Here is a 23,146-nt window from a genome sequence, read left to right on the forward strand (position 1 = left end):
TGCTATTATTTTGGTTCAAACAATGTCTGCGGCCAGCAATCATCCGATATTGCGCCGGGGCCGCTAATTTCAAGGCACACATCATGACCCTCACGCCATCGCGCGCCGAATTTCTGACCATACGCGGCCTGCGCTGCCACGTGCGCCACTGGGGCAACGAGGGCGCGCCAAAAATCTTCATGATGCATGGCTGGATGGACGTGGGCGCTTCGTTCCAGTTTGTCGTGGACGCGCTCAAGGGCGACTGGCACGTGATCGCTCCGGACTGGCGCGGCTTCGGCTTGTCCGAGCGCAGCGGCGCCGACACCTACTGGTTCCCCGACTACCTGGCCGACCTCGACGCCATCCTGCGCCATTATGCGCCCGGCCAGGCGGTCAACCTGCTCGGTCACAGCATGGGCGGCAACGTGGTGGGCCTGTACGCGGGCGCCCGTCCCGAGCGCATCCGCAAGCTGATCAACCTGGAAGGGGCGGGCTTGCGCGCGCCGCGCCCCGAGCAAACCCCGGGCCGCTACGCCCAATGGCTCGACGGTTTGCTGGAAAAACCGGCGCTGCGCAGCTATCCCACCCAGTCTGCCGTGGCAGCACGCCTGCAAAAGACCAATCCGCGCCTGTCGGACGAGCGCGCCGCCTTCCTGGCGCAGCACTGGTCGGCGCAAAACGACGTGGGCCAGTGGGAAATCCTCGGCGACCCGGTCCACAAGCAGGCTGGTCCCTTGCCTTACCACGTGGAAGACATCCTGGCGTGCTGGGACGCGATTACCGCGCCGGTGCTGTGGGTGGAGGCCGACCAGACCAATATGTGGGACTGGCTCGGCTCGCAGCCGAAAGGACGCGTGGAGCTCGACCGCCGCTTAAGTCATTTGCGCAAGCTGCGCCGCGAAACCATCGTCGGCGCCGGCCACATGTTGCACCATGACCAGCCGGTGGCGCTGGCGCGCCTGATCGAGGATTTCCTCAAGGATTGACCAGCACGCCAGCTTGCGTGGAAAAGCCGCAGGCAGCGTACAATGAAGGCTTCTCCGCCGCCCAAAACATCATGCTCAAAGTCGATCTGCACTGCCACTCCAACGTTTCCGACGGCGTCATGACGCCGCAGGCCGTGGCTGCGTACGCGCGCCAGGCCGGCGTGGACGTTTGGGCGCTGACCGACCACGACGAAGTGGGCGGCATTGCCGCCGCGCGCGTGGCGGCAGAAGAGCAGGGCATGCGGTTCATCACCGGCGTGGAAATCTCGATCACCTGGGCCAAGGAAACCGTGCACATCGTCGGCCTGAACATCGACGAGCACCATCCGGAACTCACCGCCGGCCTGGCGCGCACCCGCGCCGGACGCGACAACCGGGCCCGCGAAATCTCGCGCCAGCTCGAACTGGCCGGCATCGACGGCGCCTACGAAGGCGCCTTGAAATTCGTCGGCAACCCGGACCTGATGTCGCGCACCCATTTCGCCCGCTACCTGGTCGAGATTGGCGCCTGCGCCAACATTCCCGAAGTATTCCGCAAGTATTTGTCGGAAGGCCGGCCCGGCTATGTGCCGCATTCTTGGGGCACACTGGCCGACACCGTCGGCTGGATCCGCGCTGCCGGTGGCGTGGCCGTGATCGCCCACCCGGGCCGCTACCGCTTCAGCCAGCTGGCCCAGGGCCAGTTGTTCGACGAGTTCAAGCAGCTCGGTGGCGCCGCCATCGAGGTGGTGACGGGCAGCCATACGCCGGACCAGTATCCCGAGTATGCGCAGCTTGCCAATTATTATGGCTTCCTGGCCTCGCGCGGGTCGGATTTTCATGCGCCGGGCGAGTCGCGCGTCGATTTCGCCGCGCTGCCGCCGTTGCCGGGCAATGTCACCCCCGTCTGGCACGACTGGTTCTGACAGGGCGGCTTCGGCCGCGATTCAGCTCGCCTCTTGATTTTGCGATACCCCGGTCATACCTTATGATCTGGGCAATCTTGTCCGCACGGAGAAATACCTTATGAAACGCATCGTCCTCTTTATCGCCACCAACCTCGCCGTGATGCTGGTGCTGTCCATCGTCCTGTCGCTGCTGGGCATCGGCCGTCCCGGCGCCGGCAATACGCTGGAACTGGGCAGCCTGCTGGCGTTTTCGCTGGTGGTGGGCTTTACCGGCGCGATCTTTTCGCTGTTGATCAGCAAACCGATGGCCAAGTGGTCCACCGGCGCGCGCGTGATCGACAATCCGTCCAACTCCACCGAGCTGTGGCTGGTCAACACCGTGCGCCAGCTGTCCGAGCGCGCCGGCATCGGCATGCCGGAAGTGGCCGTGTACCAGGGCGAACCGAACGCATTTGCCACCGGCGCGTTTAAAAATTCGGCGCTCGTTGCCGTCTCCACCGGCCTGCTCGAGAGCATGAACCAGCAGGAAGTGGAAGCCGTGCTCGGTCACGAAGTAGCCCACATCGCCAATGGCGACATGGTCACCATGACCCTGATCCAGGGCGTGGTCAACACCTTCGTGGTGTTTCTGGCGCGCATCGTCGGCTTCTTTGTCGATAAGGTGCTGCTGAAAAACACCGACCGCCAGGGGGTGGGCATCGGCTACATGGCCACCGTGTTCGTCTGCGAACTGATTTTTGGCCTGGCCGCTTCGCTGATCGTGGCGTGGTTCTCGCGCCAGCGCGAGTTCCGCGCCGACGCCGGCTCGGCCAAGCTGCTGGGCAGCACCATGCCGATGCAGCACGCACTGGCGCGCCTGAACGGCGTGCCGCCCGGCGCGCTGCCGCAATCGATCGCAGCGGCCGGCATTACCAGTGGCCGTGGCTGGAGCGCGCTGTTCTCCACCCATCCGCCCTTCGAACAACGCATTGCCGCGCTGCAAAACCTGCGCGCCTGAGCAAGAAGGAATAAGCCGACGTCATGAGCCAATTTTTCCAGATTCATCCCGACAATCCGCAGATCCGCCTGATCAAGCAGGCCGCGCAAATCATCCACGGCGGCGGCATCGTTGCCGTGCCGACCGATTCCTGCTATGCGCTGGTATGCCACCTGGACGACAAGGGCGCGGTCGAGCGGCTGCGCCGCCTGCGCGGCATCGACGAGAAGCATCACCTGACCCTGCTGTGCCGCGATTTGAGCGAGCTGGGCGTGTACGCCCGCGTCGATAATCGCCAGTTTCGCCTGCTCAAGGCGGCAACGCCGGGACCATTCACTTTTATTCTTGAAGCGACAAAAGTGGTGCCGCGCCGCTTGAGCCATCCGTCGCGCAAGACCATCGGCCTGCGCGTGCCGGAGGACGCCATCATCAACGCCTTGCTGGCCGAGCTGGGCCAGCCGCTGTTGGGCACCACCCTGATCATGCCGGGCGAAACCGAGGCGCTCAATGATGCCGACGCCATTTGCGAACGCCTTGGCAAGCAACTGGAACTGGTGATCGATGGCGGCGCCTGCAGCATGGAGCCGACCACGGTGATCGATCTGACCGGCGCCGAAGCCGAGCTGGTGCGCCAGGGCCGGGGCGATGCTTCCGTGTTCGGCATCTGAACCCGCCGCCGAATGGCGCAGTCCGCCGCTCTGGTAGAATTGTGTCCATATGGACATAAATAGCTTCATGCAGACGGCGTCGGCGTACGCGCTGCCCGTCTTGTTTGCCATAACGCTGCACGAGGCGGCCCACGCCTATTCCGCCAACCACTTTGGCGATCCCACGGCTGCGGACGAGGGGCACCTGAGCCTTAATCCGCTCAATCACATCTCGTTGTTTGGCACCATCTTGCTGCCGCTGATCATGGTCATGATGTCGCTGCCGCCGCTCGGTTACGCCAAGCCGGTCCCGGTCGAGATCGACAAGCTGCGCGATCCCAAATTGCATTCGGCCTGTGTCGCCGCCGCCGGTCCTGCCGCCAACCTGCTCATGGGCGTGGGGTGGATGGTGGTGTGGGTGGTCTTGAGGCATGCGCTGGGCATGGATGGCCACGATTTCTTCGTGAAGATGGCGGAAGCGGGTGTGGCCATCAATTCCGTTATGATAGTGGTGAACCTGATTCCGATCCCGCCGCTCGACGGCGGTGGTATCTTGATGGGGATATTGCCGGACATCATATCCCGCAAGCTCGAGTGGTTCGACCGGCACCCGTTGGTGATCATCATTCCTCTGCTGGCGCTGGTGAACTACCCGCCGGTATTGCAGTTCCTGATCGAGTGCACGTACGCGGTGCAGCGGGTGTTTCACATGGCAGTGCAGCCGCTGCTGGCGCTATTGCTCCCATGAGCAATTGATTTGAAGTAACTACCTTAAACCACCATGACCGATACCATCTCTTCCTGGGTACAACGTTACGCACCGCTGGTTCCCGGCGGCGAAGTGCTGGACCTCGCTTGCGGCAAGGGCCGCCATTCGCGCCACATGGTCAGCCTGGGCCATGCCGTGCTGGCGCTGGACGGCAATCCCGAGGCGCTGGTCGAGGCCGCCGGTCCCGGCATCACCACCACGCCGATCGACCTGGAAGAAGCTGGCGCGGTCTGGCCGTTCGGCCCGGACCGATTTGCCGGCATCGTGGTCACCAACTACCTGCACCGTCCGCTGCTGGCGGACATGCTGGGCAGCCTGGCGCCGAACGGCGTGCTGATCTACGAAACCTTTGCCGACGGCAATGCCCAGTTCGGCAAGCCGTCGAATCCCGATTTCCTGCTGCAAGCGGGCGAATTGCTGGCGCTGGCAGCCGAACACGGCCTGCGCGTGGTCGCTTTCGAGGATGGCGTCACGCAGTTGCCCAAGCAGGCCATGGTGCAGCGCATCTGCGCCGTCAAGCCCGAGTTTCCGCGGTCTGCGGCGCTATTGCCGCCGCTCTGAGCGTCAAAACCACCCTGAAGATTGACTCGAATTTATGTTTGTAATCGCCGTGAAAAGCACCATAGTTCCGAGTCATCGTCTACAATCGTTGTTTTAATACTTTATGCAGTTATTTCCTATGATCAAGGGCAGCATAGTAGCAATCGTCACCCCGATGCACGCAGACGGTAGTCTGGACTTCGAGGGTTTGAACAAGCTGATCGACTGGCACATTGCCGAAGGTACGAACAGCATCGTCATCGCCGGCACCACCGGCGAATCGGCCACCGTCAGCGTGGAAGAACACTGCGCGCTGATCAAGGCGACGGTTGCGCATGCCAAGGGCCGCATCCCGATCATCGCCGGCGCGGGTGGCAACTCCACCGCCGAAGCGATCAAGCTCTCGCGCTTTGCCAAGGAAGCCGGCGCCGACGCCACCCTGCAAGTGGTCCCTTACTACAACCGTCCTACGCAAGAGGGTATGTACCAGCACTTCAAGGCGATTGCCGAAGCGGTGGACTTGCCGGTGATTCTGTACAACGTGCCGGGCCGTACCGTGGCCGACATGAGCAACGACACCATCCTGCGCCTGGCCAAGATCCCCAACATCGTGGGCGTCAAGGATGCCACCGGCAATATCGCGCGCGGTTTCGACCTGCTGCGCCTGGCGCCAGGCGACTTCGCGGTCTATTCCGGTGACGACCCCACCGCCATGGCGCTGATGCTTGCCGGCGGCGCCGGCAATATCTCGGTTACCGCCAACGTCATGCCAAAAGCCATGGCCGAAATGTGCGCCGCCGCCATTGCCGGCGACGTTGCCAAGGCCGTGCCACTGAACAACCTGATGTTCCCGCTGCACCAGAAGCTGTTCATCGAACCGAATCCGGTGCCGGTCAAGTGGGCCCTGGCCGAGATGGGCAAGATGCCAGCCGGTATCCGCCTGCCGCTGGTGCCGCTGGCCGACGATTGCCACGCCGCTGTCCGCGCGGCCCTGGTTGAGGCCGGCGTCCTGTAATTACCCTGGTTCAAAAAAAGCATCCCGTCCCGAATCGCTGGGATTAACTTTTGCTGCATATAAATACATGACTATTCGCAAGACAGCTTTTATTACTTCGCAGCGTGCCCTGGTGACGGGTGCCTTGATGGCCAGCCTCACCGGTTGCGGCATGATCAATTCGGTCATCGGCAACGACAAGGTCGATTACAAGGGCGCCAAGAAGGCCGTACCGCTCGACGTGCCGCCGGATCTGACGCAACTGCAAAAAGACAGCCGCTACGCCCAGCCCGATTCCACCAACGGCGTGGCCACCGCTTCTGGCTACAACGCCGCGCGCTCGGCCGCTGCGGTGGCCGATGGCACTGCCGTGGTGCCTGGTCAGCCGGCGGTTGGCACCGTGGTGCCCACCTCGATCAACGATATCAAGGTCGAACGCGATGGTAATCAGCGCTGGCTGGTGATCAAGCAGACGCCCGAGCAACTGTGGCCGCAACTGACCCAGTTCTGGGAAGATGCAGGCTTCAAGCTGTCGCAGGAAGTTCCGGCGGCCGGCATCATGGAAACCGACTGGACCGAAAACCGCGCCAAGATTCCGCAAGATTTTATTCGTAACACCATCGGCAAGGTCTTCGATTCGGTCTATTCGACCGGCGAGCGCGACAAATTCCGTACCCGCATCGAACGCCGCGCCGACGGCGCCAGCGAAATCTACATCAGCCACCGTGGCGTGCAGGAAGTGCTGCAAGGCGCGCAAAAGGAAACCGCGATCTGGACCTCACGTCCGAACGATCCGGGCCTGGAAGCGGAATTCCTGGCCAAGCTGATGACCCGCCTGGGCAATGCCGACGAGAAGAAGGATGCGCCTGGCGTCAAGAACGCCGTCGATTCGGCCGTGGTACAGCCACAGCACGCATCGCTGGTCGGCACCGGCGCCGACCGCTACGTGCAGGTTGATGAAGGCTTCGACCGTGCCTGGCGCCGCGTGGGCCTGGCGCTGGACCGTGCCGGCTTCACCGTGGAAGACCGCGACCGCACCACCGGCACCTATTTCGTGCGCTATATCGACGATACGGTCGAGAGCAAGGGTTTCTTCAGCAAGCTGTTCAGCTGGGGCTCGTCGTCGGAAGCGGACAAGGAAGCCCAGCGCTACCGCATCCAGGTCAAGGCCGGCGAAGCCAATACCAGCGCCGTTACCGTGCTCACCAATGCCGGCGCGCCGGTGGCGACCCCGGTCGGCGACAAGATCATGGGCGTGCTGTACGACCAGCTCAAATAATCGTTATCAAGCATGCAGCGCGATGTTGCGCTGCAAAAAGAAACCGGCCTGGCGCCGGTTTTTTTACGTCTTATATAATCGCGCCGCTATTAAAATGCAGGCGAAAAAAAACCGGCCCGCAGGCCGGTTTTTAGAATGCTGTCGAATTACTTCGAAGCAGCAGCCGAAGCGGCGGTCGAAGCAGCAGCAGCTGCGTCAGCAGCGGCCGAAGCAGCTTGCGAAGCGGCAGCAGCAGCGTCAGCAGCAGCTGGAGCGGCAGCAGCGTCAGCTGGAGCTGGGGTCACAACTGGAGCGGCTTCTGGAGCAGCTACTGGAGCTGGAGCAACAGGAGCTTCTTCTTTTTTCGAGCAAGCGGTCAGAGCAGCTACGGCCAGCAGGGAAGCGATCAGCAGGGATTTTTTCATTTGTTTTCCTTAGTTAATTCAAATTTAAACACAGTGTTGCGATGAATAATTACCGGTAATTATCGCTCATTAGGTCGTCTTCGAAGGCTTTTCGTACCTGAAATGGTGCCTGCCAGACAACGGAAACTTCCTAACCGAATATTATAGCGATTTTTAGTGCGTCGCAATAGGACAACATCCCTATCAGGGAACTATTTTGCGATATCGCAACATTTCGTTTTCGATCCACAAAACGCCCGGATCGTGACGTTACCAGCTTTCGCTCGAACATGCGCATTTTACCCGGAACCGGACCAAAATCGGGCCCGGTTCCTTATCAATTTGCTCGTTATACCAGGACAAATTGTAATAATTCGTAGCCAACACACATAGGCAGGTCTTGTTAGCCAGGTTGCATCACATCGACGACCGCCTGGTACACCCAGATCGGCTCTTCGGCAATGCGGTTGAGCACATATAAAAAGTGCTCGGCGCCGAATACCGCGTATTCGCGGGTGGGGTAGCCGCGTGCGTTCAAACCGTCGATTTGCTCGGTGCCGAGGCCGATCAGCGATTCGAATTCGTACCAGCGCGGATCGATGCGTTCCTGCTGGATCAGCGCCACCAGTTCGGCTTGAATGGTGCGGTCATGGGTGGCGATAGAGCACTTGTGGCCGCTAGCCAGCAACTCGCGCGCAAAGCCCCGGTACACGGCTGCCAGCTCCGCGCTGTTACGCTGCCAGGACTGCTCGTCGGGGTCCAGGTAGGCGCCCTTGACCAGCCGGATGCGGCCCGGCAGCTTCATCATCGCGGGCAGGTCGGCAGCCGTGCGGTGGCGCCGTGCCGGCACCGTGATGCCGACGTTGTGCAAGCCGTCTTGCTGGTGCAGGCGCGTGTACACGGCATAGATGTCGTCGGCGCGGTCCACGCCTTCCATCGAGATCATCACCTCGCGGTTGATCTCGGCGGCGGCCAGCGCAATGCGGCGCAGGTTGCGGTAGCCGAGTTCCACGTCCACCAGCGAGCCCACGTGCGAGAGGTCGAGCGAGATCGAGCAGTTGAGGTTGTTCTGGCCGATGCCGGCAACCAGGTCCATGAAGACCTCGGTTTCGGCCATGGCGAACGCCTCGTCGCGCACGCTCTCGCCCATGTACTCGGCCGAGGCCGCATGGCCGCGGGCGATGATGGACTCCACCCGCGCCAGCGCCTGGGCCACGGTCTGGCCCGCCACGTAGCGCTGCGACACCTTGTGCATCAATGGCTGCAACAGCGGGTCATTGCAGAATTTTTCCTTGGCGTGCTCGTCGAGGGCCAGCGCCCGCAGCGCGCTGGCGGCCTGGTCCACCAACGGCTGCCATTGGGCGGGGAACGCTGGTGGCGCCGACATCAACCGAGCTCCACCCAGCCGTCCTGGTACCACGTGTACAGCGCTTCGAGCACGTCGTCGGACGCGCCGGCGAACTGTTCACCGGTCAGGGCGCGCTGGTTGGCCAGCAGCTCCAGGGTGGTTTTGTCGGCGCGGCCCACGCCAAACGATTCGCCGTTGATGAAGACGTTTTTGCCGCGATACAGCATCTGCGTCTTGCGCGACAGGACCAGGCCTTTTTTCGCCACCGCGTCGCCGAACTTGCCGAACGTGAGCGGTTTCGCCGGACCGGTGAAGAACACATTGTGCTTCGGCTCCGACATGTACTCGCCGAGGAAAATGGTGATGTCGTCCTCGGTGAAGCGCACCTTGTTCATCTCTTCGATGATGGTCTCCAACATATCGCGTGGAATCTCGGCCGGCTTGTTGGTCGCTTGCAGTTCCGGATCGCCGTAGCGGCCCGGCAGGTCGATCGAGTCGGCCATGAATTGCAGGAAGCCTTCGCCCAGCTCCTGGTACGACGGCGAACGGAAGCCGATGGAATAGGTCTGGCAGTCGCCGATGGCCACGCCGTCATGGGCGTAGTGGGGCGGCAGGTACAGCATGTCGCCCGGTTCAAGCACGAATTCTTCGTCGGGCGTGAAATTCGCCAGTATCTTCAAAGGCAGGCCCTCGATCAGGCTCAGGTCTTTTTGCGGGCCGATGCGCCAGCGGCGCTGGCCTTGCGCCTGCAGCAGGAACACGTCGTACGAATCGAAGTGAGGACCGACGCCGCCGCCATCGGTGGCAAAGCTGACCATCAGGTCGTCCAGGCGTGCGTCGGGCAGGAAGCGGAACTGGCGCAGCAGGGCGTCGGCCTTGGCGTCGAACAGGTTCACGCCCTGGACCAGCATGGTCCATTCGCGCTCGGTGCGGGCGGGCAGGGTTTCGATCGGACCGTGCTGCATGTCCCACTGGCCGTCGACGGCCGTGATCAGGCGCGATTCGGCATGGTTGGTGGAGGCAAGCTTGGCCAGTGCGTCCAGCGTCAGCAGCGGCTTGAAGCCGGGGATGGCGTCACGGATCAGCAGGGGCTTTTTATGCCAGTAGTCGCGCAGGAACTGCGCCGGCGTGATATCGCCGAGGAGAGGTAATTTTTGCATACGCCATTATAACCAGCCCGGGGCCTGAACTTCACCCCGGGCCGGCCGATGGCTTACCTGGTATGCAGCCAGCGCGCGTGCGCCCAGCGCGCCAGCCAGTCCAGCGCAAAGCCCAGCAGGCCGATCAGCACGATCGCCGCCATCAGCTCGTTGTACGCGAGGCGGTCGCGCGCATCGAGGATGAAGTAGCCGAGGCCCGCCGACACGCCCAGCATTTCGGCCGGCACCAGCACGATCCAGATGATGCCGATCGCCAGCCGCACGCCGGTCAGGATGTCGGCCGTGATGCCCGGCAGGACCACGCGCAGCACGGTTTCCGTCGGCGTGGCCGACAGGCTGCGCGCCAGCAGCAGCCAGTTGGGATCGAGCCGCGCCACGCCGGTGGCAGTGTTGAGCAGGATCGGCCACACGGCCGCAAACGCCAGCAGGAAGTACACGGGCGCATCACCCACGCCCAGCGTCATCACCGCCAGCGGCATCCACGACAGCGGCGACACCATGCGCAGCAGCTGGAACAGTGGCATCAGCGCGGCCGCCACCCGGCGCGAACTGCCCACCAGCACGCCCAGCGGCACGCCGATGGCCACCGCTGCCGCCAGTCCGTAGGCGACGCGCCGCAAACTGAGGCCGATGTCGCGCCAGATGTAGTCGCCCTGCAGCAGCTGGAATAATGCGCGGAACGCTTCGAGCGGCGCGAACGACGCCGCGATTGGCGTCTCCTGTTCCAGCGACGTCACGCCCAGCTGCCACAGCGCCAGCGCCGCGCCGAAACCGGCCAGCGCCAGGGCCGCGCGCGCGGGACGGTTCAACGGTTTTGCCATCCTCAGACCGCCAGCGTTTCGGTGCGCAGCAGGTTGGCCGGCAGGCCGAACGCGCCCGGGCCGCCGACGGCGGTAATAGCCTTGCGCACGAAGCGGTCATCCACCAGGTCGCGCGCGACAAAGGCGGGATCGAGCTTGTCGAGGAAGCCGGTGTCGCCTTCGAGGCGCGTGGTTTTCAATGCGCGCACCATCTGCTCGGTGTACGACGCGAACGGGTACGGCTGGAAGTCGATGCGGCGCTGGTTCCAGTTCTTGTGGACGATGATGCCGCGTTTTTCGTAGTCGGCGTAATCGGTCACGGTGAGCACCTTGGACAGCACTTGCAGCGCGTGCGGCGTGTAGCGGTGCGAGTCGGTGTTCGACAGCAGGCGCGCGGTATCGAGCTGGTTGGTGCGGGTCCACAGCTGGGCCTTGACGATGGCATTGGTCACGCGCTGCGCCCACTCCGGACGGGTGTTGATGTCGCGCTCGGACAGGAACGTCACGCAGCACGCATGGTTCTTCCAGACGTCGCCCGAGAAACGCAGGATCTTGCCCACGCCGTTGGTCTCGGCCAGCGCGTTGAACGGCTCGGCCACGATGAAGCCGGCGATCGATTTGCTGGCCAGCGCGGACACCATCTCTGCCGGCGGCAACACCACCAAATTGACTTCTCGCGCGCCAATGGTGCCTTCACGGCCCTTGGTCACCACCGACAGCCCGGACTTGGCGAGGATTTGCTGCAGCAGGATGTTGTGGATCGAGTACCAGAACGGAATCGCCACCGTTTTGCCACCGAGATCAGTGACCTGGTTGATCTCCTTGGCCACCGTGAGGGCGGAGCCGTTCACGTGGTTCCACGCCACCACCTTGGCCGGGAACCTGGCGCCGTAGCGCACCGACATGGTGGCCGGCGACAGCAGGTGGATCACGTTGACCTGGCCCGACACGAACGCTTCGACGATCTGTGCCCAACTGCGGAACAGGCGCGGCGCCTCGGCCTGCAAGCCTTCCGCCTCGAACAGCTTGCGGCCATGGGCGACCAGCAGCGGCGTGGCGTCGGTAATCGGCAGGTAGCCGATCTTGACCGGCTGGTCGTCGCCCTTGGGCGCCTGGCGGGCCATGGCGTCGCCGGCAAACAGCAGCGGCGCGGCGCCGGCGGCGGTACTGAGCGCCGACATGCGCAGGAAGTCGCGGCGGGTCATGCCGCAGTCGCAATCGGACGAAGCGCAGAGGTGGAGCGGGTTGCTGGTATCGGTCATGGAAGACTTTCGAAAAGGGTTGAATGTATTATGCGGCGGCGCGCACGCCGTGCAGCGCCGCCAGGATCTCGAGCCGCAGCGCGCTGATCGCCTGCGTATCGGCCAGCCGCGGACGCGGCAGATCGACCTGCCATTCGTGCATGATGCGCCCCGGCTGGCCGCCCATCAGGACGATGCGGTCGGCCACCAGGATCGCTTCGTCGATATCGTGCGTGACCAGCAGCACGGCGCTGTGCCAGCGGTGCACCACGTCGACCAGCAGCGTCTGCATCTCGGCGCGGGTAATCGCGTCGAGCGCGGAAAACGGTTCGTCGGCAAACAGCAGCGCCGGCTGGCGCGCCAGTGCGCGGGCCAGCGCCACGCGCTGCGCCATGCCGCCCGACAGCGCGGCGGGATACCGGCGCTCGCTGCCGGCCAGGCCCACGGCTTCGATGGCGGCCTGCACGCGCTGGTCATGTTCGGCGCGCGCGATCTTTGGCTGTCGCGAAAAATCGAGGCCGAAGCCCACGTTGGCGGTGACGTTCAGCCACGGCAGCAGGCTCGCTTGCTGGAACACCAGCGCACTGCGCGGGCTCGGTGCGGTCAATGGTGCATCGAGGAAGGTCAGGGTGCCGCTGGACGGCGCCTGCAAGCCGGCCAGCACCCGCAGCAGCGTCGATTTGCCGCAGCCGCTGCCGCCCAGCAGGGCGACGATTTCGCGCGTGCGCACGCCAATGTCGATGTGCTCGAACGTGGGCGCGGCGCCGGCATAGGCAAAGCCCAGGCCCTGACCTTGCAAGGCCCAGCCATCGGCCACGTCCACCCTGGCGTTGAGGATGCTCATCGATTGCCGCCCGCGTGCTTGGCCAGCGCCGCCTGCAACTGCGTAATGCTCGGCGTGATCACGGGGATAAAGGCCGATTCGCGCAGGCGCCGGGCAAAGCCGTCCTGCTGCGCTTCCAGGTAGGCATGGCCGCCCTTGGCGTGCAGCTCCAGCGTGACGGCGTCGCGCACGATGCCGGCGATGCCGATGCGCAGCTTGAACATGGCTGGCGCCTCGGCCACGAAGCGGCCGCTGGCCACGCCGTCAAGCAGTTGCGCCGTGTGCTGCGCCAGCGCCTCGCGCGCGGCGCCGATGTCGTCGGCCAGCTGGCCGCGCCCGGTGGCGGCGCCTGCAGCCTTGGCTGCTGCGTCCAGGCTGGCCTGCGCCAGCCCGATCGACATCCCGCACTGCATGCCCAGAAAAGCAGGCCGCACGCGTGGCAGCCAGCTGGGTGCGTCGGCGCTGATGATGTTCGCAGGCGGCACCGCCACCTGTTCGATGCGCACGGCGGCAGTGTGGCTGCCGCGCAGGGCGATCAGTTGCAGGTTGTCGCTGCGGTGCACGCCGGCCGCGCTGCTCTCGAACATGACGATTGCCGGCGGCGCAGCGGTGACCGGGGCGACGGCCGCCGCGGCGACGAAGCGCTGCGGGCGCAGGTTGGTGATCCAGGCCAGCTTGCCGTCGAGGTTCCAGCCGTCGCCGTCGGGCACGGCGTTGATTTGCAGCGGCTCCATCCCGGACAGGAATTTCATCGCGTTCGACAGGCCGGTGGCGCCGGCCAGCGTGCCATCGAGCAGGTCGGGCAGCAGCCGCTCGCGCAGCGCCGCATTGGGGCTTTGCAGCAGGTATTCGATGAAGCTGCGCTGGCCCCAATATACAAAGGCCGCCGTCAGCGAATGGCGGGCGATGTCGGCGATGCCGAGGATGGCGTCGCGCACGTCGCCGCCGGCGCCGTTCATTGCCACCGGCACGCCGGCCCTGAAGCAGCCATGCGCGGCCAGCGCCGGCATCACTTCATCGGCCAGCGATTCGGATTGGTCGAGCGTGTCCGCGTAACGCGCCAGCCAGTCGTGGAGCGCTGCCATGCTTAAACCGCGCCGGGCAGATAGGGTTGCAGCTGCGGATTGACCGGCGTGCCGGCCAGGCTGTTGGCGAAGTTGCACAGCGTGGCCAGGCTCACGCCCAGCACCACTTCCAGCGCCTGCTGCTGGTTGTAGCCGGCGTCGATGAAGGCTTGCAGATCGGCGTCGTCCACGGCGCCACGGCGGGCGATGACTGCGGTGGCGAAGCGCTGCACGGCGTCGAGTTTGGCCACGCCGGTCGGGACATTGGTTTGCAGGGCGCGCACCACTTCCGGCGCCAGGTTGGCTTTCTTGAGGGCGATGGCCGAGTGGCCGGCGGTGCAGAAGTCGCAGCCGTGGATGTTGGCGGCCGTCAGTTGCACGACTTCGCGCTCGTCGAGCGTGAGGCTGGTGCGGGCGTTGATGCCCGAAACAGTCAGGTAGGTTTCCAGCGCCTGCGGCGCATTGGCCAGAACGCCGATCAGGTTGGGCAGGTAGCCATTGTTGGCGATGGCTTTTTCAACGAAGGGGCGGCTGTCGGCTGGCGCGCTGTCGAGGGTGTGCAGGATAAGACGGGACATGATGACCTTTCCGTGAGGATGAAGCCATATTATCAGCCGGTACGCGCGCGCGCACCATATCCAAACGGCTGGTTTTTATGCTCGAACGTCTCGACCGTGCCGGCGGTAAGCGCCCGGCTGCTCGCCCACCACGCGCTTGAAGGCGCGCGTGAACGCCGCATACGACTGGTAGCCCACGTGGCCGGCCGCCTGCTCGACCGAGTCGCCGGCGCCGAGGCGCTGGCTGGCCAGCCGCATGCGCAGGCGCAGCAGGAATTGCGCTGGCGGGATGCCGCCAGCCTCGGTGAAGTGCTTGCAAAAAGCCGCGCGCGACATGTTTGCTGCCTGCGCCATGCGCGCGATGCTCCAGTCGTCGCCGGGGCTGGCCAGCATGCGGTCGAGCAGGGCCATGAATTCGCCACGCTGGGCCAGGGCCAGGATGCCGGCCCCCAGCGTTTCCTGGCGTGCGGCGTGGCGGATCAGGTAAAAGAACAGCAGTTCCACCAGGCGCGCGATCAGCGGGGAAGGGCGTTCCGGATCGCCCGCTTCGGCCAGGATCAGGTCGAACAGCGCAGCCGTATGCGCCAGCGACGGCTCGTCGCTGCGGCACACCAGGACATCGGGGAACGAACCGATCACCAGCGGTCCGAGCGCGCCGCTGAAACTGAAAAAGCCGCACGCGAGGCCGGCATTGGCGGTGTCTGTCGGTGCGGCCGGCACCGACAGCGTTTGCATCGGCTGGCGCGCGAGCGGGGCGGCAGGATCTGGCGATGGACTGAGGAAGTGCGATACATCGCGCGTGAGAAACACGCCGTCGCGCGCGCGCAGGTGGATGGGCGCCTCGCCGGCAATGTGCAGGTAGCAGTCGCCCGCCAGCACCAGGTGGAAGCTGGCCAGTGCACGGCCGGCAGTGGACGCGCGCCACGGACCGCAATACCGGCCCACGTGCAGGGCGGCGGCATCGAGTTCGATGCTGTTCAACAGCCACTGGGCCAGCTTATCGGAGAAGGCAACGGAGGAGGCGGGGGTCATGCCCGCCATTGTAGGGCGTGCGGCGCGCCGGGGTTGGAATGATTCGTTATATGGTTATGCGGCGCGCGCATTGTCCACGTCCAACGGTTGTCGCCTCCCGATGGCGTAGCCCGGGCGGCTGGCGAGACAGGGTATAATTTGGGGGCTAATAACTGAAAGGAATTCCAAATGAAGATTGCCAAGAACACGGTCGTGACTGTGAATTACAAACTGTCCGATGCCCAGGACAATCTGATCGAAGACGGCCGCCAGCCGATGGTTTACCTGCACGGCGGTTACGAGAACACGCTGCCTAAAATCGAGGAAGAACTCGACGGCAAGGAAGTCGGCTACTCCTCCATCATCCAGATCGAACCGGAAGACGCGTTCGGCGAGTACGACGCCGCCCTGGTCAAGGTCGAGCCACGCAATCGCCTGCCGGAGCCACTGGAAGTCGGCATGCAATTCGAAGGCACGCCCGATAGCGACAGCGACGACGAAGCACTGATCTTCACCGTCACCGACATCGCCGACGACAAGGTCGTCCTGGACGGCAACCACCCGCTGGCCGGCATGGCCCTGCGCTTCTCGCTGGAAGTGGCGGAAGTGCGCGAAGCGACCGAAGAAGAAATCGCCCACGGCCACGTGCACGGCGCCCATGGCCATCACCACGGTCATGACGATGATGAAGGCGAAGAAGGCGATCACGTTGCGATCCACCCGATTCACTAACGGGCACTGGTTAAACCTACTGCGCGTCCCGCTATCGCCTCTGCGTTGCTCAGCGTACCTCGGTACGCTTGCGCTACTCGAGACGATATCGGGCCGCTCGCTACGGTTTTCCGAGCACCCGAATGATTAGGGTGTCGCTTCTGCGGCGCCCTTGATCATGAACAGCGTGGCGCTTGCGGGCGCCACGCGTACCTCGGTCCAGTCGGCGGCCAGGTTCAGATGTCCCACGTTGTCCTGCCAGTGGATCGACGGCTCCTTCTCTGCCGCCTGCACCACCTGGGTATCGACCAGCAGCACCTTCCCCTTGAACTTTGAAGCCAGCGTCTTGATCTGCTTGCGCGGCTCGGCAAAGCCATCGCGTTTCGACTCGAAGCGTGCCAGCAGCGAAAAGCCCGGTTCTGCTTCCAGTCCCACGTCGCCATCCGAAAACAGCACCAATCCTTCCATTTGCTGCCGCACGGCCAGGTTGAACAGCCGGTGCAGCCAGGCGCGGTTGGCTACCAGCCGGTCTTCGTATTCGCTGTTGCGTCCCGCTTCGGCGCGGTAGTGGTTGTTATTGGCGGGGAGGTTGATGGTGGCGAACAGCACCTTGCCCACCTGCCAGTGGGCGTTTTCCGCGTAGCTGCGGAACTTGGCGCTGCTCGACAGCCGCGTGACGGGCAGCCGCTTGGCGCCCAGCGTTTCGCTGTCGCGGTAGAACAGTTCGCGCAGGCGGTTGAGGCGGTCGATGGCGTTCGAGCGGCCGGCGGAATTGAGGCACCCGCTCCAGTCGCTGCCGGCCAGCGACACCACCATCGGCACGCTCGAGGCATTTAGCAGGGCGTGGCGCCCGGCATACAGCTTGTCGCTGCAAGGCTCTGAACCAGCTTTGACACCGGTGGCCACCACGAACGCCGGATTGCCTTGCGTGGCGCCGGCAATCGCCCGCTTGAGCACCGTTTCGTCGGCGCCGGTCTTGAACGAGTGGCCGATCACGCCGAACTGGAAGCCGCCTGCCCTGGATCCGGCCTTTGATTCGATCTTCGACTCGGCCTTGCTTTCGGCATGGACGGGCGCCAGCCACAAGGCGCAGGCAGCGAACGACAGCGCCAGTCCGGTGCGCGCAAGACGGACCCGGGCCACCATTCGCACCGCTGCGCGCGCGGCGTGCGTCATGCCTGCGCCGTCTCCGTCAGGCGCTTGAGCTGGTACAACTGATCGAGCGCTTCGCGCGGGGTCAGCGCATCGGGATCGAGATCGTCGAGCGCATCGAGCAGCTCGCGCAGCGCCGGCGATTCCGCACCAGCGGCAGGCGCTTCCACCGCATCGTCGTTGGCGTCGATGGTGGGGGCGGCAAACAGGTCCAGTTGCGGCGTGGCGTCGAGCGCCTGGGCTTCCAGGCGCGCCAGGTGCTTGCGCGCGGCCTTGATCACGGGCTGTGGCACGCCGGCCAGCTGCGCGACCTGCAAGCCATAGCTTTGCGAGGCCGGGCCGTCCTGCACCGCGTGCAGGAACACGATGCTGTCCTTGTGCTCCACGGCCGACAGGTGGACGTTGGCGGCGGTAGGGTGGTTGTCGGGCAGCTGCGTCAGCTCGAAATAGTGGGTGGCGAACAGCGTGAAGCTGCGGCTGGTGTCGATCAGGTGGCGGGCGATGGCCCACGCCAGCGCCAGGCCGTCGAAGGTGGACGTACCACGGCCGATTTCATCCATCAGCACCAGCGAATTGGCGGTGGCGCCGTTGAGGATCGCCGCCGCTTCGGTCATCTCGACCATGAAGGTGGACCGGCCGCCGGCCAGGTCGTCGGTGGCGCCGATGCGGGTGAAGATGCGGTCGATCGGGCCGATGGCCGCGCTGGCTGCCGGTACATAGCTGCCCACGTAGGCCAGCAGCACGATCAGCGCCACCTGGCGCATGAAGGTCGATTTACCACCCATGTTCGGACCCGTGATCAACAGCAGGCGGCGCTCATCCACGAAGCGGCAATCGTTGGCGATGAAGCGTTCGATCTGGTTTTCCACCACCGGGTGGCGGCCTTCGACGATGTTCACGCAGCTGGTGTCCACCAGCTGCGGCGCGCACCAGTTATGGCGCAAGGCGTGATCGGTGAGCGACACCAGTACGTCCAGCTGCGCCAGCGCCCTGGCAATTGTTTGCAGCTCGCCGATGAAAGGCGCCAGGTCGCCCAGCAGCACGTCGTACAGCATCTTCTCGCGCGCCAGCGCGCGGTCTTGCGCGGACAGCGCCTTGTCTTCGAAGGCCTTGAGTTCCGGCGTGATGTAGCGTTCGCAGTTTTTCAGGGTCTGGCGGCGGCGGTAATCGTCGGGCACCTTGGTGGCCTGGCCGTTGGTCACTTCGATATAGAAGCCGTGGACCTTGTTGTACTCCACGCGCAGGTTGGCGATGCCGGTGCGGGCGCGCTCGCGCGTCTCCAGGTCCACCAGGAACTGGCCGGCGTTTTCCGACAGCGCGCGCAGTTCATCGAGTTCGGCGTCGAAGCCGCGCGCGAATACGCCGCCGTCGCGCACCATGGCCGCCGGTTCCAGCGCCACGGCGCGGTGCAGCAGGTCGAGGCAGGCTTCGGGCGTGGCGGTGTCGCGGTGGATCGCGGCCAGCAGGCCGCCGTCGGTCAAGGCGCGCTGCATCGCATGGCGCAGCGCAGGTAATTGTTTGAGGCCGTCGCGCAGGCTGGCCAGGTCGCGCGGACGCGCGGACAGCAGCGCGATGCGCGTGGTGATGCGTTCGATGTCGGGCACCTGCGCCAGCGTGTGCGACAGCGCACCCGTCACATCGGACTGGCCCAGCGCGGCGATTGCGGCATGGCGCGAACGGGCGATGCCCTGGTCGCGGCGCGCGTGGTGCAGCCAGTGGCGCAGCAGGCGCGAGCCCATCGACGTGCGGCAGTGATCGAGCAGCGAGAACAGGGTAGGGGATTCCTGGCCGCGGATGGTCTCGGTCAGCTCCAGGTTGCGGCGAGTGGCGGCGTCCAGCCCGATGAATTCATTTTCGGTCTCGGTAGTGAGCGTGCGCACGTGCTGCAGACCGCGGCCTTGCGTCGATTGCGCGTAGCGCAACAGCGCGCCGGCGGCGCCGAAGGCCGCGCCAAGATTGTCGGCGCCGAAACCGGTGAGGGTGGCTACGCTCAATTGGTCGAGCAGCGACTTGTGGCCGCTCACCACGTCGAAATGCCAGTCCGGCACGCGATTGACGTGACACGTCAGCGCCTCCTCGAACAGGTCGGCGTTATCGCCGCGCAGCACCTCGGCCGGCGCGATGCGCTCGAGCTCTTGCAGCATGCGCGTGTTGACGGTAGCGACATCGCCCGAGAACTCCATCAGCCGCAGTGCGCCGCTGGCCAGCGACAGCCACGCCAGGCCGGCCGTGGCTACCTTGCGCTGGGTGATGATGCACATCGCCAGCAACGGCCGCTCGGCCTTTTCCGGCAGCAGGTCGGCGTCGGTCAAGGTGCCCGGCGTGACCACGCGCATCACCTTGCGCTCGACCGGTCCCTTGCTGGTGGCCGGATCGCCGATCTGCTCGCAGATCGCGCACGACTCGCCTATCTTGACCAGCTTGGCCAGGTAGCCTTCGAGCGAATGGAACGGCACGCCGCACATCTTGATCGGTTGTCCACCCGACGAGCCGCGCGCCGTCAGCGTAATGCCCAAGATGCGCGCCGCCTTTTCCGCATCCTCGTGGAACAGCTCGTAGAAATCGCCCATGCGATAGAACACCAGCATGTCGGGATGCTGTTCCTTGATGCCCATGTATTGGGCCATCATCGGCGTGATTTTCTCGGCAGGACTTTTCTTGGCGGCGGCAGCGTTGATTTCGGTGGGGACGGTGGTCATTGTTTCGTTTTCGGTGGTACGGTGGGGCGGATGTGCTGGTTTTGCGAAGGGGAGTGTCTCTCGCGTATGACTTGGCATTCTACCGCGTTCTGCGGGTGCTCCCAAGTTGCCGCACTTAAACGATGAGCGTCTGGCCGGATACCTCCCAAATGGCGGTTCCCGGCTGGCGCGTGCGGTACATCGTTTAAAAAGAAAAAGCCCGCAGCTATGCGGGCTTTTGGTTAGCGGTACTGGCGTGTTACTTCGCCAACTTATAGCGCTGCTCCCGATACAAGATCGACGGCAAAATCACGTGCGACATGGCCTGGTCCACCTTGGCCGGGTCCGGCGCCTTGGTTTGCGGCGTCATCACGCCGGTGCCGAAGTCGTAGGCGCCCAGCAAGGGTTCCTGGCCCGGGCGCAGGATGGTGGCGGAGGTGTCGTCGAGCCAGGCGAAGTAATTGTCGAACTGGATCAGGGCGCGGCCCGGGGTGTCGCTGTCGCGGGCCAGGTCGCGGCCGATCATCGGGTGTTCGCTCGAGACGCCGATCAGCGACAACAGCGTGGGCGCCAGGTCCACCTGGCTGGCGATGGTCTTGATGCGCTTCGGTTGCACATCGGCGCCCAGGATCAGGCCGGGGATGTGGAACTTCTTGATCGGCACCAGGCTGTCGCCGTACACGCGGTTGTCGTGGTCGGCCACGATCAGGAACACGGTGTCCTTCCAGTACGCCTCTTTTTTCGCCTGCGCGATGAAGCGGCCCAGCGCGTAGTCGGCGTACATCACCGCGTTGTTGACGGTCTGCTTTTCCGGATCATGCAGCTTGATACGGCCGTCGGGGAACTCGAAGGGCTCATGGTTCGACGAGGTAAAGATCAGGCTGAAGAACGGCTTGCCGTCGGCGTGCAGGGTCTTCAGGCGTTCGAGCGACTTGTCGAACAGGTCTTCGTCGGACGCACCCCAGCTGCCTTCGAACACCGGTTTCATTGACTTGCGATCGACCACGCTCTGGAAACCGTTACCGGTGAAGAAGCCGCGCATATTGTCGAAGTGCGCCTCGCCGCCGTAAACGAATTCGGTGTGGTAGCCCTGCTGACCCAGGCCCAGCGCCAGGGTGTAGAAGTTTTGCTGCGCCAGCGACAGCTTGACCACGCTGCGCGCCGGCGTTGGCGCATAACCGGCCACCACGGCCTCGATGCCGCGCACCGAGCGGGTGCCGGTGGCGTACAGCTGCTCGAACCACCAGCCCTCAGTCTTGAGCTTTTCCAGCTCCGGGGTCACCGGCAGGCCGCCCAGCGATTGCACGAACGTCGCGCCCAGGCTTTCCTCGAGCACGATCACCAGGTTCAGCGGGCGCTCGCGCTGGACAAACGCGGTCTGCTGGTGCAGCGTGGGCAGCTCGGGATTGGTGAACTGCAGGTCGCGCAGCCACGGCGCGCTTTTCACGGTGGTGAAGACTTTTTCACGCGGATACTCGCCGTAGATCTCCGACGAATTGGCTTCCTTGCTCATCGAATAGATGGCGTCGAGCACCGACCACGGCGAATTGATGATGATGGAATTGACCATCGAGTCGCCGGTCAGCGCAAACAGCGCCGGGTTGGCGGGGCGGTGGGCAGTGGTCGAGCGGATCTGCACGAACACCAGCACGACCAGCACCGGCCACACGGCCAGCATCTTCCAGGCGCGCCAGGTGGTGACGTTGATCGAGGCCGCCTGGAGCAGCTTGTAGATGCCGATGGTGAAAGCGATGGTGGCCAGTACGCCCAGCACCAGCGCGATGCGGAAGCCGTTCCACAGCGTGGCGATGACTTCGCTCGGGTACGACAGGTATTCGACGAAGAGCCGGTTCGGGCGCACATCGAACTGCATGATGAACTGCGGCGTGGACACTTCCATGAAGACGATGAAGATCAGGGCGAAGGTCACCCAGGTCACCGAGACCGCTTTCCAGATGCGCAGCGTTTTTTGATAGGCCAGCAACGGCGCCAGCAACAGCGGCAGCGCGATGAAATAACCGAGCAAAATCAGGTCGGCGCGCACGCCCTGCACCAGGATGCGGCCGACGATGCCGGTGGCCGCCACGCGGTCCCACTGCCAGGCGATCAGGCCAAGGCGCGAGAGCGTGAGCAGCGCGGCGCCGAGCAGCAGCAACTGCACCAGTGCGGCGTAGGGGCCGGCCCAGCGGGTCAGGCGCTCGAGCCGGGCGCCGCTGCGCTGCAGGAAAGTGTCTTCATGCCTTGGCATCATTCGGCTCCGAAGCCGGGGTGGGTGGCGATGTAGCTGCCGGCGCCGGCGCCAGCCGACAGCATCCAGCCGGTCATGAGCAGGAACACTAGCAGCATGCAGAACAGGGTGGAGACGCGGCGCGCATCGGGCGCATCCTGGAACACCGCCGGACGGCCGTAGTTGGCGCCCAGGTAGTAGGCGGCAAACACCGTCACCAGGTAGTGCACGGCGCCGAACATCTCACCCAGCTCACCCTTGCGCGGATGGTCGATCACCAGGTGCGAAATCGCCACCAGGACGATGTAGATCACCGATGGCCACAGCGGCGGCAGGTACAGGCCCAGACTCTCCACCCAGCGCTGCACGCCGGGACGCTTGAGCGCCACGATCGGCAGGATGATGTTGTGGGTCAGGCCGACGATGGCGATGATTTTCAGGAGCAGCACCTTGTGCAGGCTGCCGCTGCCCATGGCCAGGTTGTGGATGTTGGTCTCGGCCTGCTTGTTATTTTCCAGGAAGAACTCGGGCGAGGCGATGTTGAGGATGCGCTGGAACCAGCTGATTTCCTCCAGCGCAGCCAGTCCCACCAGCGCGCACAGGAAGACGGATGCCAGCAGTGGCAGGCTGATTTTCGGGTTGCGCTGCCATTGTTCCACCGCCAGGAAGCCCAGCAGGCCGGAGAGCAGCGCGAAGCACAGGAACTGCATCCACTCGACGATGCCGTCTTCCACCACCAGGCGCCACAGCGCCGGCGGGTCGTTGCGCCAGACGATCGCCAGGATCATCACGAACACGTTGATCAGGATGCCCACCGCGATCACCGGGTGACCGTACCACTTGTTATTTGCCATACCCACTCCTTGATTCAGTTATTTACTCAGTTATTTATTCAGTAATTTATATTGTTTATACCGTATTGCTTGAAGCG

General features: G+C 64.2%; 22 protein-coding genes. 9 read left to right on the top strand and 13 right to left on the bottom strand.

What is annotated here, in order from left to right; genetic code table 11:
* The first annotated feature begins 83 nt into the window (after positions 1–83).
* From SR858_RS05515 to bamC, 8 genes are all read left to right on the top strand, one after another.
* On the top strand, positions 84–968 hold the full coding sequence (locus SR858_RS05515; protein WP_019922729.1) for an alpha/beta fold hydrolase: 885 nt from the start codon (positions 84–86) through the stop codon (positions 966–968).
* 71 nt (positions 969–1,039) lie between these two features.
* Positions 1,040–1,873, top strand: coding sequence for a 3',5'-nucleoside bisphosphate phosphatase (locus SR858_RS05520; RefSeq protein ID WP_026637440.1), 834 nt, complete (start codon positions 1,040–1,042; stop codon positions 1,871–1,873).
* A gap of 100 nt (positions 1,874–1,973) precedes the next feature.
* Entirely contained in the window at positions 1,974–2,852 is an 879-nt protein-coding gene (gene htpX / locus SR858_RS05525) for a protease HtpX (RefSeq protein WP_019922727.1), read from the top strand.
* A gap of 23 nt (positions 2,853–2,875) precedes the next feature.
* Complete coding sequence (locus SR858_RS05530; protein ID WP_019922726.1) at positions 2,876–3,499, top strand: L-threonylcarbamoyladenylate synthase; 624 nt, start codon at positions 2,876–2,878, stop codon at positions 3,497–3,499.
* Positions 3,500–3,548: 49 nt separating this feature from the next.
* On the top strand, positions 3,549–4,226 hold the full coding sequence (locus tag SR858_RS05535) for a site-2 protease family protein (RefSeq protein WP_019922725.1): 678 nt from the start codon (positions 3,549–3,551) through the stop codon (positions 4,224–4,226).
* A gap of 33 nt (positions 4,227–4,259) precedes the next feature.
* A complete protein-coding gene (locus SR858_RS05540) occupies positions 4,260–4,808 on the top strand; it encodes a class I SAM-dependent methyltransferase (protein ID WP_019922724.1) in 549 nt (182 codons plus the stop codon).
* A gap of 118 nt (positions 4,809–4,926) precedes the next feature.
* A complete protein-coding gene (gene dapA / locus SR858_RS05545; RefSeq protein ID WP_019922723.1) occupies positions 4,927–5,802 on the top strand; it encodes a 4-hydroxy-tetrahydrodipicolinate synthase in 876 nt (291 codons plus the stop codon).
* A 127-nt stretch (positions 5,803–5,929) separates the two neighbouring features.
* A complete protein-coding gene (bamC, locus tag SR858_RS05550) occupies positions 5,930–7,060 on the top strand; it encodes an outer membrane protein assembly factor BamC (RefSeq protein WP_019922722.1) in 1,131 nt (376 codons plus the stop codon).
* Between the two features lie 146 nt (positions 7,061–7,206).
* Here the strand turns inward: bamC and SR858_RS05555 are convergent, their stop codons facing one another.
* The 9 genes from SR858_RS05555 to SR858_RS05595 all read right to left on the bottom strand — a co-directional run bounded on the left by SR858_RS05555 (position 7,207) and on the right by SR858_RS05595 (position 15,468).
* A complete protein-coding gene (locus SR858_RS05555; RefSeq protein ID WP_084670018.1) occupies positions 7,207–7,464 on the bottom strand; it encodes a hypothetical protein in 258 nt (85 codons plus the stop codon).
* Positions 7,465–7,846: 382 nt separating this feature from the next.
* Positions 7,847–8,830 carry a proline dehydrogenase family protein gene (locus SR858_RS05560; RefSeq protein WP_019922720.1) on the bottom strand — a complete coding sequence of 328 codons (984 nt, stop codon included), beginning with the start codon at positions 8,828–8,830 and terminating at the stop codon, positions 7,847–7,849.
* On the bottom strand, positions 8,830–9,951 hold the full coding sequence (locus SR858_RS05565) for a cupin domain-containing protein (RefSeq protein WP_019922719.1): 1,122 nt from the start codon (positions 9,949–9,951) through the stop codon (positions 8,830–8,832). The genes SR858_RS05560 and SR858_RS05565 overlap by 1 nt, the downstream gene beginning before the upstream one ends.
* A gap of 53 nt (positions 9,952–10,004) precedes the next feature.
* Positions 10,005–10,772 (bottom strand): ABC transporter permease, encoded by a 768-nt coding sequence (locus SR858_RS05570; RefSeq protein ID WP_051120341.1) that lies wholly within the window; start codon positions 10,770–10,772, stop codon positions 10,005–10,007.
* A gap of 2 nt (positions 10,773–10,774) precedes the next feature.
* Positions 10,775–12,013 (bottom strand): ABC transporter substrate-binding protein, encoded by a 1,239-nt coding sequence (locus SR858_RS05575; protein ID WP_019922717.1) that lies wholly within the window; start codon positions 12,011–12,013, stop codon positions 10,775–10,777.
* Positions 12,014–12,041: 28 nt separating this feature from the next.
* Positions 12,042–12,836, bottom strand: coding sequence for an ABC transporter ATP-binding protein (locus SR858_RS05580; protein ID WP_019922716.1), 795 nt, complete (start codon positions 12,834–12,836; stop codon positions 12,042–12,044).
* Positions 12,833–13,900, bottom strand: coding sequence for an acyl-CoA dehydrogenase family protein (locus SR858_RS05585; RefSeq protein WP_019922715.1), 1,068 nt, complete (start codon positions 13,898–13,900; stop codon positions 12,833–12,835). Before SR858_RS05585 ends, SR858_RS05580 begins: the two co-directional genes overlap by 4 nt.
* A 2-nt stretch (positions 13,901–13,902) precedes the next feature.
* Positions 13,903–14,457: a carboxymuconolactone decarboxylase family protein gene (locus SR858_RS05590; RefSeq protein WP_019922714.1), complete on the bottom strand. Its 555-nt coding sequence runs from the start codon at positions 14,455–14,457 to the stop codon at positions 13,903–13,905.
* Between the two features lie 75 nt (positions 14,458–14,532).
* A complete protein-coding gene (locus tag SR858_RS05595) occupies positions 14,533–15,468 on the bottom strand; it encodes an AraC family transcriptional regulator (protein WP_026637438.1) in 936 nt (311 codons plus the stop codon).
* Between the two features lie 168 nt (positions 15,469–15,636).
* On the opposite strand from SR858_RS05595, the gene SR858_RS05600 reads away from it, so the two are divergent.
* Positions 15,637–16,179: an FKBP-type peptidyl-prolyl cis-trans isomerase gene (locus SR858_RS05600; RefSeq protein ID WP_019922712.1), complete on the top strand. Its 543-nt coding sequence runs from the start codon at positions 15,637–15,639 to the stop codon at positions 16,177–16,179.
* 126 nt (positions 16,180–16,305) lie between these two features.
* On the opposite strand, the gene SR858_RS05605 is transcribed toward SR858_RS05600, so the two are convergent.
* The 4 genes from SR858_RS05605 to SR858_RS05620 all read right to left on the bottom strand — a co-directional run bounded on the left by SR858_RS05605 (position 16,306) and on the right by SR858_RS05620 (position 23,069).
* Complete coding sequence (locus SR858_RS05605) at positions 16,306–17,334, bottom strand: hypothetical protein (RefSeq protein ID WP_019922711.1); 1,029 nt, start codon at positions 17,332–17,334, stop codon at positions 16,306–16,308.
* Entirely contained in the window at positions 17,331–20,009 is a 2,679-nt protein-coding gene (gene mutS / locus SR858_RS05610; RefSeq protein WP_019922710.1) for a DNA mismatch repair protein MutS, read from the bottom strand. The genes SR858_RS05605 and mutS overlap by 4 nt, the downstream gene beginning before the upstream one ends.
* A gap of 238 nt (positions 20,010–20,247) precedes the next feature.
* On the bottom strand, positions 20,248–22,239 hold the full coding sequence (locus SR858_RS05615) for an LTA synthase family protein (protein ID WP_322534501.1): 1,992 nt from the start codon (positions 22,237–22,239) through the stop codon (positions 20,248–20,250).
* Positions 22,236–23,069: a hypothetical protein gene (locus SR858_RS05620; RefSeq protein WP_019922708.1), complete on the bottom strand. Its 834-nt coding sequence runs from the start codon at positions 23,067–23,069 to the stop codon at positions 22,236–22,238. Before SR858_RS05620 ends, SR858_RS05615 begins: the two co-directional genes overlap by 4 nt.
* Positions 23,070–23,146: the final 77 nt, after the last annotated feature.

It is taken from the genome of Duganella zoogloeoides (assembly GCF_034479515.1).
Lineage (GTDB): Bacteria > Pseudomonadota > Gammaproteobacteria > Burkholderiales > Burkholderiaceae_D > Rugamonas > Rugamonas zoogloeoides.